The sequence below is a fragment of the Mycobacterium sp. IDUB_37 genome, from assembly GCF_055419245.1.
In genome coordinates this window covers 1-13,768 of the sequence record NZ_JBVAXG010000012.1, presented here as the reverse complement: position 1 = coordinate 13,768, position 13,768 = coordinate 1, and the positions used below count along the sequence as shown (strand labels likewise).

Below are 13,768 nucleotides of genomic sequence, written 5' to 3'. Positions count from 1 at the left end.
CGCGCCAAAAATGCGGCAAAGAAGCCGAATCGATGTCAGCTCAGAAATTGCGAAACCCCACGTGCCGGAATGGCCGGCCGCCAAAAAATAAACGGAGGATCACATGCCATTTGTGCTCTTGGAGCCGGAACTGCTGCTGACCGCGGCGGCCCGACTGGAAGACATCGGTTCGGCGGTCAACGCCGCTACCGGGCCAACGACCAACATTGTCGCCGCGGCCTCCGACGAGGTTTCGACCGCTATCGCGGCCCTATTCGGTACGCACAGCCAGGAGTACCTATCGGTGCGTACTCAGGTAGAGGCATATCACGCCCGGTTTGTGGGGGCCTTGACTGCTGGGGCGGGTTCCTATGCGAGTGCTGAAGCGTCCAACGGGTCGGTGCTACGGGCTCTCGAGGAGCAGGTGCTGGGTCTGGTGAACGCGCCCACACAGGCGCTGTTGGGCCGTCCGCTGATTGGCGATGGGGCGGATGCAACGACTCCGGGTGCTCGCGGTGCCGACGGCGGGTTGCTGTACGGAAACGGTGGCAAAGGCGCTGCTGGAGCGGCCGGTCAAACCGGGGGTGCCGGTGGCAGCGCAGGACTGTTCGGCAACGGCGGGCTGGGCGGCGCAGGTGGTACGGGTGCCGCGGGCGGTAGCGGCGGCACCGGCGGCCTGCTGGCCGGCAGCGGCGGCGGCACTGGTTCCAGCGGGCAGGGCCCGGCGAGCAGCAGCGAGGCGTTGACCAGTGCCGGCGGCGCGGCAGGCACCGGTTCGGAGTCGAGTGCTTCGGGGCATGCTGCTCAACTCGCGACTCTGAGCGCCGTCGAGCCGGGCGCGCAAGCGTCGTTCGCGGTCCAGTCGCAGTGGGACAGCGGCTACGTCGGGCATTACACGATCACTAACTCGGGAACGACTCCGCTGACGGACTGGAAGGTCGAGTTCGACCTACCGGCGAATGCACGGGTCGAGAACGCGTGGAACGGGCAGCTGACGCATTCGGGCAACCACTTCGTTCTGACTCCGGAGGACTACACGCGGACGATCGCGCCGGGTCAGTCGGTCACTGTCGGAATGCAGGTTGCGCACGGCTCGGGCGCTCCCGCGGTGCCGGAGAACACGGTGGTCAACGGCCAACCGACGACGCCGCCGACCAACCCGCCCACCAACCCCCCGACGAATCCTCCGACAAACCCGCCCACCAATCCTCCGACGAACCCGCCGACGGACCCGCCGACCAATCCTCCGACGAACCCGCCGACCAATCCGCCGACGGATCCGCCGACGAACCCGCCCACGACCCCCCCGACAGACCCGCCGACCAACCCGCCGGTGACTCCGCCGGCCGGCGGAACTGGGGTGACTGGCCAGTTCGTCATGCAAGACCAGTGGGACAACGGCTATGTCGCTGACTACAAGCTGACCAACACAGGCACGACTCCTCTGACGAACTGGAAGGTCGAGTTTGACTTGCCGGCGGGTGCCACGATGTCGAGCGCGTGGAACGGGCAGATGACTCAGACGGGCAACCACGTGGTGATCACGTCAGAGTCTTGGACGCAGACGATCGCACCGGGGCAGTCAGTGACGATCGGCTTCCAGGTTGAGCACGCCGCCGGGACGTCGGCGGCACCGGAGAACGCGGTGGTCAATGGTCATCCGGTTGAGCCGCCGACCAACCCGCCCACGAACCCACCGACTAACCCACCGACCAACCCGCCGACGAACCCGCCGACGAACCCGCCGACGAACCCACCCACCAACCCGAACCCGGGTAACACGGGTGAGCCGGTGTTCTCGCCGTACATCGACATGACGTTATGGCCGCAGTTCAACTTCTCTGGTGCCGCTCAATTCGGTGGGATTGACGACGTCACTTTGGGCTTCATCACCGCCGACTCTTCCGGCCAGGCGGCCTGGGGTGGTTTCGACGCGTACGCGGTCCATGGCGGCAACCTGCTGTATCAGATCAATGACCAGATCACGGCGATGCACAATGCGGGCATCAACGCGACCGTGTCCTTCGGTGGTGCGGCCAACCAGGAACTCGCGCTGGTCACCCCGGATGTCAATGTCCTGGCAGCGAAATACCGCTCGGTAATGGACACCTATGGTTTCACCAAGATGGACTTCGACATCGAGGGTTCCGCTCAGGGCGACGTGGCGTCGCTGACCCGCAGGTCGCAGGCGATCGCGATTCTGCAGCAGGAGGCGATTGCTGCGGGTGAGCCGCTAGAGGTGTCGTTCACGCTTCCGGTACTGCCGAGCGGGCTCACTCATGATGGTCTGCGCGTGGTGACGAACGCGATCGCCAACGGTGTGCACATCGACCGGGTGAACATCATGGCGATGGACTATTTCGACCCAAGTCTGGAGGTCCAGGGCAGGATGGGTGATCACGCGATTTCCGCAGCCACGGCTGTGCACGGCCAGTTGAAGGTGTTGTATCCGACGCTGACCGATGCCGAACTCTGGGACAAGATCGCCGTCACGCCGATGATCGGTGTCAACGACAACCCGGCCGAGGTCTTCACCGTGGCGGATGCCCAGAAGCTGACCGCTTTTGCTGAGGAGAAGGGGTTGGGTGGCCTGCACATGTGGTCGGCCAACCGCGACATGCCGGGTCCGCTGGGGCAGTTGTCGAACACCGCTAGTGGTACGCCGCAAAACCCGTGGCAGTTCTCGCAGACGTTCGAGGAGTTCGACGACAACTAACCCGCATGTGGACGCCCGACGACGCAATCACGCGACGTCGGGCGTCCACTTGCGTTTGCCACGGCTGCAGAACCGATCGAGACGGTGATCCGGGACACAACCCGTCATGTCTTATGATCGGCACTTGCGCCTCACCCGCGCCGTGAACCCGTCCGCGACGACGATGCGGGCCGCGATCTAGCCCATCGCGCCAGGTAGAGGCCGGGCAGCCCGACCAACCTCGTCAGCAAGGAGAGTGCCCCCGCGTGGGTGATCAACCCGTTGATCTGTCGCCGGAAGCGCTGGCGAAGGCGGTCGAGACCGCCCAGCAAGCAATCGCACGCGCCGATAGTTTGGATGCGCTCGCACACACCAAGACCGAGTACCTGGGCGATCGTTCGCCACTTGCGCTGGCTCGACAGGCGCTCGGCAGCCTTCCGAAGGAAGAACGTAGCGACGCAGGCAAGCGGGTCAACATCGCCCGCGGTGAGGCACAACGCAGCTACGACGAGCGCCTGGTAGTCCTGCGTGCGGAGCGGGACGCGGCCGTTTTGGTTGCCGAGCGCATCGATGTCACCCTGCCGTCGACCCGGCAGCCGACCGGCGCCCGCCACCCGATCACGATCCTTGCCGAGAACATCGCGAACACCTTTGTCGCGATGGGGTGGGAGTTAGCGGAAGGCCCAGAGGTCGAGGCCGAACAGTTCAACTTCGATGCGCTCAACTTTCCGCCCGACCATCCCGCGCGCAGCGAACAGGACACCTTCTACATCGCTCCGGAGAACTCCCGGCAATTGCTGCGAACCCACACTTCGCCTGTGCAGGTGCGGACCCTGCTGGAGCGTGAGCTGCCGGTCTACGTCATCTCGATCGGTCGTACTTTCCGCACCGACGAACTCGACTCCACCCACACGCCGGTCTTTCATCAGGTTGAAGGGTTGGCAGTGGATCGCGGACTGACCATGGCGCATCTGCGCGGCACCCTGGACGCATTCGCCCGTGCGCAGTTCGGACCGCTGGCGCGGACTCGGATGCGCCCGCATTTCTTTCCCTTCACCGAGCCCTCGGCCGAAGTCGACGTGTGGTTCGCCAACAAGAAGGGCGGCGCAGACTGGGTGGAGTGGGGTGGCTGCGGAATGGTCCATCCCAACGTCTTGCGTGCTGCCGGTATCGACCCAGAGGTCTACTCGGGCTTCGCATTTGGGATGGGATTGGAACGAACCTTGCAGTTCCGCAACGGCATCCCCGACATGCGCGACATGGTTGAGGGCGACGTCCGGTTCTCGCTGCCATTCGGGGTGGGTGCGTGATGCGGGTTCCCTACTCCTGGCTACGCGAGGTTGTCTCGGCCGGCGCCCCGGGTTGGGATGTGAGCCCCGCGGAATTGGCGGAAGCGCTGGTCCGGGTCGGCCACGAGGTCGAAGAGGTGGCCACGCTCGGTCCCGTCGAGGGCCCGTTGGTCGTGGGGCGAGTCGCCGAGGTCGAAGAGCTGACCGGATTCAAGAAGCCGATCAGAGCTTGCCTGGTGGACGTCGGTGCTCACACGCCACAAGAAATCGTCTGTGGCGCAACCAATTTCGTGGTCGATGACCTGGTGGTGGTGGCACTGCCCGGGGCCACACTGCCGGGCGACTTCAAAATCGCCGAGCGTAAGACCTACGGACGCAACTCCAACGGGATGATCTGCTCGGCGGCCGAGCTAGGTCTGGGCGCCGACCATTCCGGGATCCTGGTGTTGCCGGCCGGCACCGCCGAACCCGGAGACGATGGCACCGCCGTGTTGGGCTTGGACGACGTGGTCTTCCATCTGGCCATCACCCCGGATCGCGGGTACGGCATGTCCGTGCGGGGTCTGGCCCGCGAGATCGCGTGCGCTTTCGACTTGGAGTTCGCGGATCCTGCTGCGGTAGCGCCGTTGCCCGCCGAGGGTGAGGCCTGGCCGCTGATCGTGCACCCGGAAACCGGGGTGCGGCGCTTCGCGCTCCGCCCGGTCACGGGCATCGACCCGGCTGCGGTGTCGCCGTGGTGGCTGCAGCGGCGTCTGCTGCTGTGCGGGATTCGTGCGACGTCGCCGGCGGTCGACGTCACCAACTACGTGATGCTCGAGCTCGGCCACCCGATGCACGCCCACGATCGTGCCCGGATCACCGGCGGCTTCGAGGTGCGCTTCGCCCGTCCGGGTGAGACCGTCGTGACCCTCGACGACATCAAGCGCAAGCTCGAACCCGTTGATGTTCTGATCGTCGACGATGTCGCGACATCGGCGATCGGCGGCGTGATGGGAGCAGCCAGCACCGAGGTGCGAGACGAGTCGACAGACGTGCTCTTGGAGGCTGCCGTCTGGGACCCCGCCGCCATATCGCGTACGCAGCGGCGACTGCACCTGCCCAGTGAGGCGGCCCGCCGTTACGAACGCGCGGTCGACCCGGCCATTTCGGTGGCCGTCCTGGATCGCTGCGCCAATCTTCTGGTCGACATCGCCGGGGGAGAGGTACAACCCACCCTGACCGACTGGCGGGGTGAGCCGCCGCGCGACGACTGGTCTCCACCGGCGATCCGGATCCCCGCCGATCTGCCGGACCGGTTCGCCGGAGTGGCTTACGCCCCGGGCACCGCCGCGCGGCGCCTCGCTCAGATTGGAGCGCGGGTGGACGCCGACGGAGACACCTTGACCGTGACCCCGCCGAGTTGGCGGCCCGATCTGTTGCAGCCCGCGGACCTCGTCGAAGAGGTGCTGCGACTGGAGGGACTCGAGGTCATTCCGTCGGTGCTGCCGACGGCACCCGCGGGCCGCGGGCTCACCGCCACCCAGCAGCGGCGACGCGCCGTCGGTAAGTCGCTGGCGCTGTCCGGCTACGTCGAGATCCTGCCGACGCCGTTCCTGCCGGCCGGCGTGTTCGACCTCTGGGGACTGCCGGTCGATGACCCGCGACGTGACACCACCAACGTGATCAACCCCCTGGAAGCCGATCGCCCACGGCTGGCCACCACCCTATTGCCGGCCCTACTGGAAGCGTTGAACCGCAACGTTTCCCGTGGTTTGGGTGATGCCGCGCTGTTCGCCATCGCACAGGTGGTGCAGCCCACCGACCAGACGCGTCGCGTCGACCTGATCCCGGTGGACCGTCGGCCTACCGGCGATGAGATCGCCACCCTGAACGCTTCGCTGCCCCGGCAACCTCAGCACGTTGCCGCTGTATTGTGCGGACTCCGTGAGCCGCGTGGTCCGTGGGGCCCGGGACGTGCCGTCGAGGCAGCCGATGCATTTGAAGCGGTTCGGATCATTGCGCGAGCCAGTGGCGTCGACGTCACGCTGCAGCCTGCTCAGCACCTGCCATGGCACCCGGGCCGGTGCGCCGAAGTGCTCGTTGCCGGCGCTGTTGCCGGGTACGCGGGCCAGTTGCATCCCGCCGTCATCGAACGCGCGGGGCTACCCAAGGGCACCTGCGCGATTGAGCTGAACCTTGATGCGATTCCGACGGCTGGGTTGCTGCCCGCGCCACGGGTGTCGCCTTTTCCGGCTGTTTTTCAGGACCTCAGCCTGGTGGTGTCGGCCGACGCCGCCGCGCAGACGGTCGCCGACGCCGTGCGCGACGGCGCCGGCGATCTGCTCGAACACCTGCAGCTATTCGACGTGTATGTCGGCCCTCAGGTCGGCGAGGGACGCAAGTCGCTGACGTTCGCATTGCGATTCCGCGCACCGGACCGCACGCTGACCGAAGACGATGCAACCGCAGCCCGCGATGCCGCGGTGCGATGTGCCGCCGAGCGAGTCGGAGCCGTTCTGCGCTCCTAGGCCATGCGCTCTCAAGAATCGCGGCGCGGGCGGGCCGTAACCCTTGCACATACCTATGACCAGTGGTCATTAGGGATTGAATCAAGGGAGATTCGCGATGTCGTTCGTGTTTGTCACGCCAGAGTTGCTCCGGGGAGCGGCTGCAGACCTGGCCGGTATCCATTCGTCGCTGGCCGATGCCGCAGCGGCCGCAGCGACGCCAACGACGGGAATCGCCGCCGCGGCTCAGGACGAGATCTCGGTCGCAATCGCATCGATGTTCGGCAACTTCGGTCAGGATTTCCAAGCCGTCAGCGCCCAGGCGCAGGCGTTTCACCAGAAGTTCGTCGGCGCGATGACAGCTGGGGGCGCGACCTACCTGCATGCCGAGGCGACCAATGCCGAATTGGCACTCGTGGGCGACATCGCAGCCCCGTACCAAACGTTCTTGTCGAATACCGCCAGCAATCTGCAGACCCTCGAGAACGCGCTCGCCAGCAATCCGGCGCCGCTGCTGCAGCGGTTCGTCAGCAACCAGATGGCCTATGGGCGGAGCATTGCCACGGGGTTCCAGAATGCTGTGCAGAACTTGCCGGCCGAGTTGGCCAACGTCCCAACCAACATCCAAAGCGCGCTTTCTGGGCTGGCCGGGTCGAATCCGGGCGCCGTCCTCCAGCAAGTGGTCGCCCAGCAGTTCGGTTATGCCCAGACCATCTCCACGTCGCTACAGGTTGCCGGCAACGACTTCGTGGCGGGCTTGAATGCCTTCCCGGCCAGCATGCAGGCGGCGTCGCAGGCCTTCATGACCGGCGATGTCACCGGGGGACTGCTGCAGACCGGGGGAGCGTTCTTGAACCCGTTTTTCACCGGCTTCAACGTCGGCCTGAATCCCGACACGGGAATCATCACTATTTTTGCCCTGGGCAGCGTGGGCGACCTCGTGCCGATCCTCGGCATCCCGGGGCAGATGGCGCAGAACTTCACCAACCTGCTTCCTCCGGGCTCCGTCGCCGCAATGGCAGCGCAGAACGTGACCAACGTGATCAGCGCGCTGACGGATACCTCCCAGACGCTGGACCTGGCTACCGGCAATCTGCACGTCGGGTTGCCGTTAGCGCTCGCCTTTGACGCGGTTGGTCCGCCGGTCACGGCGTTCAACGCGTTGGGGTTCAGCATGAATACGGTACTCGACGCCGTCCAGACCGGCGACGGGTTCGGGGCCGCGGCCGCACTGATCAACACGCCGGCTGCCGTCGCCGACGGCTTCTTGAACGGCCAGGCAACGTTCCCGCTTTCACTTTGCGTCGGCGGGCTGCAGTCGATCACCCTCATCCCGCTTGGCGGGTTGCTGACTCCGCTGCAAGTGGCGTCGCTGAACGTTCCGTTGCTCGAGGCAACTGTGCCACTGGCCGGCACAACCTTCGGTGGCTTGCTGCCGGGGCTGCTGAGTTTCCTGCCAGCCGAGTTGGCGCAGGCGATCGGGGCGGTGGCTGTGTAGCGCTGAGCTGGGGATTACCGTTGCCCGGTGTTGCGTTGACATCGCTGTGAGGCCCGTTGGCCACACCAGCCCGCTCCCGCTTGGAATGAATTCATTACTTCTGGCTGTTGCAACCTAGCGTCCGGCGCAACATGCCAAACCTGTCAGTTTCCTGGGAATTTGCCGGAACTTACTGGCGAGTAGGATTCTCCAAGTTAAATTTATTTACACGGTGACCACCGGTCACCCATCGGGCAACTAAGGGAGATAGTTATGTCGTATGTGATCGCCGCGCCAGAACTGGTGCAAGCGGCGGCGCAAAATTTGGCGGGAATCCAGTCGTCTCTGGAGCAGGCCACCGCGGCCGCCGCCAGTCCGACGACCGGAATTCTGGCCGCGGGCGCGGACGAGATATCAGCGGCGATTTCGCAGCTTTTCGGCGCACACGGCAGCGAGTTTCAGGTCCTCAGCGCTCAGGCCGCCTCGTTTCACGACGAGTTCGTCGGGTTGCTGAACGTCGGAGCGGGTGCCTATGCCAGCGCGGAGGCGACCGGGACGCAGGGCCTGTTAGATGCGGTCACTGGCACTTACCAATCGCTGGCCAGCACTACCTCCGCCAACCTGCAGGCTCTGGGAGCAGCGCTCAGCGCCAATCCGACGCCGATCCTCAGCCAACTGCAAATCAACCAGTCGGCTTACGGGCAGGCTATCTCGACCGGCTTCTCCGGCGCGATCCAGAACCTTCCTGCTCAATTCGCTAACCTGCCATCCAACATCGCCGCTCTGGTGCCCTCGAACCCCGGCGCCATCCTGCAGGGGATCGTCAACAATCAGGTCGGCTACGCCAACCTGATCGGCACCTCGCTGCAGAACGCGGGTCATGACCTGCAGACCGGCTTCAGCGAATTCCCGACCTACTTCCAGAACGCGCAACAGGCTTTCGCTGTGGGCGATGTCAACGGTGGGCTGAAGTGGATCGGCGGAGGCCTCCTCAATCCGCTCTTCTCAGGCTTCAGTACCGTAACCGGCGCGGACGGCGTTATCACCGTGACTCCGTTGGGTGCCGCGGGAGACCTGCTGCCCATCTTCTCGATTCCGGGACAGATGGCGCAGAACTTCACCAACGCGCTCCCGCCCGGCACCATCGGAACGCAGGTTGCGCAGAACTTCACCAATGTCATCGACGCGTTGACAAATACTAAGGTCACGTCGACGGTCGGCATCATCAATGATCCAAACGGCCCGTTCGGCCTCGGAATTTCGATCGACGCTCACATGGGGTTGCCTCTTGCGTTGGCCATCGATGCGCTTGGAGGGCCAGTCAACGGCCTGAATGCGCTGGGTTCGAACCTGGGAACATTTGCCAGCGCAATTCAGGGCGGAAACGTGCTGGGCGCCGCTACTGCGGCGATCAACGCTCCGGGTGCTTTCGTGAATGGCTTCCTCAACGGCCAGTCGACCTTGCCTCTTTCGCTCGGCGTCAGCCTTGGCGGAGAGGTCTTCCCCACCACCCTCAATGTTCCTTTGAACGGGATCCTCGTTCCCGCGGCTCCGTACAGCGCAGTGATTGACGGAAGTAACCTCTTCGGGCCGGGAGTCAACATTAATTCGACAGTCACGGGGACGCCGCTCGGCGGCCTTCTTCCCGGCTTGCTCGACTTCCTGCCTCGGAGCCTCGCAGCCGCACTCGGCGGCGTGTCTCCCGATTTCCCGCCGATCGGTCTCTAGTACGTCAGTTCGGGGACGCCAGCGATCTGGGCGTCCCCGAACCGCGGCGAGTTCCGGCGCCAGCGGTTCGGCCGGCCGACGAAAAGGCAGCTGTTGGCACTGTTGGACCCAACCCGGGCGGCATCAGCCGTCGGAACGCGCCGTGGTGGGTCGCTTCCCCACAGATTGGTACAGGAGGCGGGGCGCTGCATCTTGCGACCTTCGTAATGCGGCTATTATCGGCAGAAAACGAAGAAAGCTTTCATCTTGGGATCGGCTGGTCCGCGATCCCGGCCAGTGCGCGCGTAACTTCTCTAACTTGGGAATCATCGTTAACATCGCCGCTACTTCATCTGATGGAGTGTGCAACAGGCGTGGCGCGGTCGGGTCGACGGCATTTCAGAACATGCACGCTGCGGCCAAAACCAAATTAGATAGGCTTATTAACGCCCGTATCAATACGGCGTATCGCTCGGCACCGGCCACATCCCTATCCAATTTTGGATGTAATGCATCAATTCCGCCCCGCGTGACTAGGTCGTCAAACTATGCTGCGCATCAGCGTTTGGTGCTCAAACGTAACGGGTACAGGCGGCATACGTCGGGTGTGTGTCGAGGGGAGTAAGTCCATGTCATTTGTAATCGCTCAGCCAGATTTTGTGTCTGCTGCGGCCGGGCAATTGGCGGGGCTGCAGTCCTCGCTTGGCGCCGCGGCTGAGTCTGCGGCGGCACCGACCACAGGTATCGCTGCCGCAGCGTCCGACGAGATCTCGGTGGCTATCTCCAATCTGTTCGGCGCCTACGGCAAGGAATTTCAGGCCGTCAACGCCCAAGCCTCGGCGTTCAACGCCGAATTCGTGAAGTTGTTGAACGGCGGTGCTGCGTCCTACGTCGAGGCCGAGATCGCCGCCGCACGCGGCCTCTCCCTAGGCTTCAGCGCGGCTCCCACGGACCCGCTCGGCGGGCTGCTGGGCGGTTTGCTCGGTGGGGGCACGAGTGGCGGGGGTACCACCACCGGCGGCGGCGGCCTCGGTGGGTTGCTAGGTGGGATTTTCGGCAACGGCACCGCAGGACTCAACCTCAACGGGCTCGGCCTAGTACTCCCGAATCTGCCGACGACTCTTGGTGCGCTCACAAACCCGGCTAACCTCGCCAACCTGCCGGGAACCCTCAACTCGGCCCTGACGAACTTGACGAATCTGCTGTTCCCGCAGCCCGCGGCTGACGCAGGGACACAGCCTTACCCGAGCCCTTACCAGACACTTTTCGACAACACATCCCGGAACCTGAGCGCGATGGGGCTTCACTACCGGGCCTTCCCGGTCCTGAACCAGATCGGCGTTAACCAGGCGCACTATGCGCAGCTTGCCGGGCAGCAGTACGCGACGTTTATGAAGGGCTTCCCTGCAAACCTGGGCCCCAACATCAGTCTGTTCCTGAACAGCGGTAACCCGGCCAACTTCACGGCCGGGGTGCAGCAGTTTGTCAACGGCACGACCGGCTTTTACAGCCTTCTCGGACACCAGTTGCAGGAGATCGGCGCGGGCCTTGGACAAACATTCCCGACGTTCCAGAAGGACATTGCCCTGGCTGGCACGTCGATCCAGACGGGCCATTACGAAGACGCAGTGGAATACGTCGCCAAGGGTGGCATCGATCTCTTCATCACCGGATTCGACACCAGCGGATTGGGCATCTCGCTCGATCTCTCCAACCTGACGGCTCCGGAGATCGTGATCTCTGGACCGATTGGGCTGAAGGGCCCGGTTGCAGCCCTGCTCCCCATAGTTACCGCTCTCGGCCAGCAGGCGCAGGGAACCGCCAGCACGTTCCCGGCTAACTCGTGGGGCGGTTTCATCGCGCGTGACTTCGCCAACGGCATCGGTGCACTGACCGACTCGAGCGTCTCGGCGGACTTCGCAGTGACCCTCGACCTCCTGAATCCGGGCGCGAGCGGTATCGGCGGGCAAGCCATGTTCGGGCTGCCGCTGCAACTCGCATTTGCGGCCATAGGTTCGCCATTCGCCGCCTTCGGCGGGTTGGCCGAAGGATCGACGGCATTTGGCGATGCAATCGTCAGAGGCAACCTCTTGGGCGCGGCGAACGCAGTTGGGAATATGCCGGCCTATGTCTTGGACGGCTTCCTCAACGGTGAGGTCATCATCGATACGCCGCTTCCGGTGACCGTGACGATACCCGTGCCGCTCCTGCCCATCCCCATCACCATTCCGACCATCGCAGGGTTGCCAATGTCAGGCCTACTGGTCGACCCGCACCCGATCAACGCCACGGTGCCCCTGAGCCAGGTACTGGGTATACCTGGCATTCCGCCACTCGTCATCGAGCTCGGCGGCACAAAGTTCGGTGGTTTCCTTCCGTTCCTGCTGAACTCCTTGCCTCAGGATCTCGCGAAGGCAATGTCCTACCAGAATTCCTCCGGATAGGAACAGTTGGATCAGATGCGCCCGGCCACCTCTGGCCGGGCGCATCTGTCTTTGTAGGGGCAGATGATGCTCGATTGATCCCCTGCAAAGAATGGGGTGCGTGCGAGGTAGAAGGTGTTCGGGTTTCCGGTCTTCGCCGCGGTGCGGGATGTCGGCGTCCCAGACGGCCGGGCCGGCGGGCGAGGGTGCGCAGATGTTTAGAGAAACGATTTAAATGCTGGCAATTCGAGCACTCTCGCGGTGCTTGCGTCGGCCGGCAAGAGCCGCGACGCAAGCACCGCGCCCGATTAAGCCAGTGAGAGGCCGAGGCTGGCTGCCAAAGCGGCCATAAGACCAAGCCGCAGGTTGGACGCGACGTTGGCGGCGGTGCCGGCGAGGCCACCCCCGGTCCCGATCGCGGTCCCCAGCAGGCCGCCGCCGGTTTGGGTGACGCCGGAGAAGGCGCCCTGCAGGCCGTTCACGAGCGCCCCGCCGGAGAAGCCGAGACCCGCCAGTCCAACGCCGAGGCTTGCGCCGAAGCTGCTGGTGGCGATGTCAGCGATCTGACTCAGCGCGTTGGTGTAGATGCTCGCCACGGCCAGCCCGGTCAGCCCGCTTCCAGCAAGGGCCGTTGCCAGGTTGCCTGTCACGAAAGCGCCGGTCTGTGTCAACCCGTTCAGGGCACCACCCAGGCCGCCGGCGAGCGACAGGCCTGAGTTGAGCAGGCCGCCCAGGCCGCTGTTGAATGCTCCCGTCAGCGCGGCGCCCAGTTGGGTTCCTATGTCGGCGCTGAGGCTGGCGGCGAGAATTGCGTTGAGGCCGCTGAAGCCGCCGGTCAGCGCCCCAGCGAAGCCGCTCAGACCACCTGAGAACGCACCACCCAGGGCGGCGTTCAGGCCGGCCAGGTTGGCACTTAGCCCGCCGCCTAGTCCGCCGTTCAATGCACCCGCGAGTGTGCCAGCTAGCGTCTGGCCCGCGTTGATGAATCCGCCCAGGGCCGACTGGAAGAAGGGCACGCCGCCAGTGAAGGCCGCGTTGAGGGCTGCATTGAGGCTGCCAAGCCCGGTGCCGAAGCCACCGGCGAGGGTGCCGCCGAGTTGCGCGGCGAGGGTCGGCAGGATCGCGCCGACGCCGACCGACAGGTTTTGGCCGATGCCGAGCAGCCCGCCCAGGCCTGCCTGGAAGGTTGGCAGTCCACCGCTGAGGGCCGCGTTGAGTGCAGCGTTGAGAGTGCCCAGGCCGGGGCCGAAGCCGCCGGCGAGTTGGGCGGCCAGGTTCTGCCCGGCTCCCACCACGCCTTGGAATGCCGGGAATCCGCCGGTGAGGACTGCATTGAGGGCACCGTTGAATTGCGCTCCGAGGTTCGGCAGAGTCGCGCCGAAGTTCGCGGCCAGACCTTGGCCGAATCCGATCAGCCCGCCGATGGTGCTTTGGAAGGCGGGAGCACCGCTGAGGGCAGTGCCGAACGCCGCGTTGAGAGCGGCGTTGAGAGTGGCCAGGCCGGTGCCGAAACCGCCGGTCAATTGGGTTGCCAGCGCGGGGAAGTTCCCGGTCAGGTTGGCTCCGGTCTGGATCAATCCGTTCAGAATCGTGGCGAACGCCGGTCCGCCGCCGAGAGCCGCGCCGATGCTGGCGGAGAGGTTGTCCAGCGCTGCGGAGAAGACCGCGCCGAGGCCGCCGAGGTTGCCGGTGAGTGTTCCGGCCAGGGCCAG

Annotated in this window: 7 protein-coding genes; 6 read left to right on the top strand and 1 reads right to left on the bottom strand. The window is 64.9% G+C overall.

Translation table 11 applies throughout. From position 1 onward, the window contains the following. Positions 1–103: 103 nt before the first annotated feature. From ACZY1I_RS28305 to ACZY1I_RS28280, 6 genes are all read left to right on the top strand, one after another. Complete coding sequence (locus tag ACZY1I_RS28305; protein ID WP_463760426.1) at positions 104–2,695, top strand: cellulose binding domain-containing protein; 2,592 nt, start codon at positions 104–106, stop codon at positions 2,693–2,695. Between the two features lie 245 nt (positions 2,696–2,940). After that, entirely contained in the window at positions 2,941–3,984 is a 1,044-nt protein-coding gene (gene pheS / locus ACZY1I_RS28300; RefSeq protein ID WP_463760423.1) for a phenylalanine--tRNA ligase subunit alpha, read from the top strand. Next, entirely contained in the window at positions 3,984–6,470 is a 2,487-nt protein-coding gene (pheT, locus tag ACZY1I_RS28295) for a phenylalanine--tRNA ligase subunit beta (RefSeq protein ID WP_463760420.1), read from the top strand. Before pheS ends, pheT begins: the two co-directional genes overlap by 1 nt. 97 nt (positions 6,471–6,567) lie before the next feature. Then, complete coding sequence (locus ACZY1I_RS28290) at positions 6,568–7,947, top strand: PE family protein (protein WP_463760418.1); 1,380 nt, start codon at positions 6,568–6,570, stop codon at positions 7,945–7,947. A gap of 252 nt (positions 7,948–8,199) precedes the next feature. Then, positions 8,200–9,654, top strand: a complete 1,455-nt coding sequence (locus ACZY1I_RS28285; protein ID WP_463760415.1) for a PE family protein — start codon at positions 8,200–8,202, stop codon at positions 9,652–9,654. A 608-nt stretch (positions 9,655–10,262) separates the two neighbouring features. Continuing rightward, a complete protein-coding gene (locus tag ACZY1I_RS28280) occupies positions 10,263–12,077 on the top strand; it encodes a PE family protein (protein WP_463760413.1) in 1,815 nt (604 codons plus the stop codon). 287 nt (positions 12,078–12,364) lie between these two features. On the opposite strand, the gene ACZY1I_RS28275 is transcribed toward ACZY1I_RS28280, so the two are convergent. Then, positions 12,365–13,768, bottom strand: a 1,404-nt coding sequence (locus ACZY1I_RS28275; RefSeq protein WP_463760411.1) for a hypothetical protein, incomplete at its 5' end; no start/stop codon positions are given.

What these genes read in the sequence shown, in the direction of transcription:
- ACZY1I_RS28285 (WP_463760415.1), top strand. Translation starts at nt 8,200, where the DNA reads ATGTCGTATGTGATCGCCGCGCCAGAACTGGTGCAAGCGGCGGCGCAA.
- ACZY1I_RS28280 (WP_463760413.1), top strand. Translation starts at nt 10,263, where the DNA reads ATGTCATTTGTAATCGCTCAGCCAGATTTTGTGTCTGCTGCGGCCGGG.
- ACZY1I_RS28305 (WP_463760426.1), top strand. Translation starts at nt 104, where the DNA reads ATGCCATTTGTGCTCTTGGAGCCGGAACTGCTGCTGACCGCGGCGGCC.
- pheT (WP_463760420.1), top strand. Translation starts at nt 3,984, where the DNA reads ATGCGGGTTCCCTACTCCTGGCTACGCGAGGTTGTCTCGGCCGGCGCC.
- ACZY1I_RS28290 (WP_463760418.1), top strand. Translation starts at nt 6,568, where the DNA reads ATGTCGTTCGTGTTTGTCACGCCAGAGTTGCTCCGGGGAGCGGCTGCA.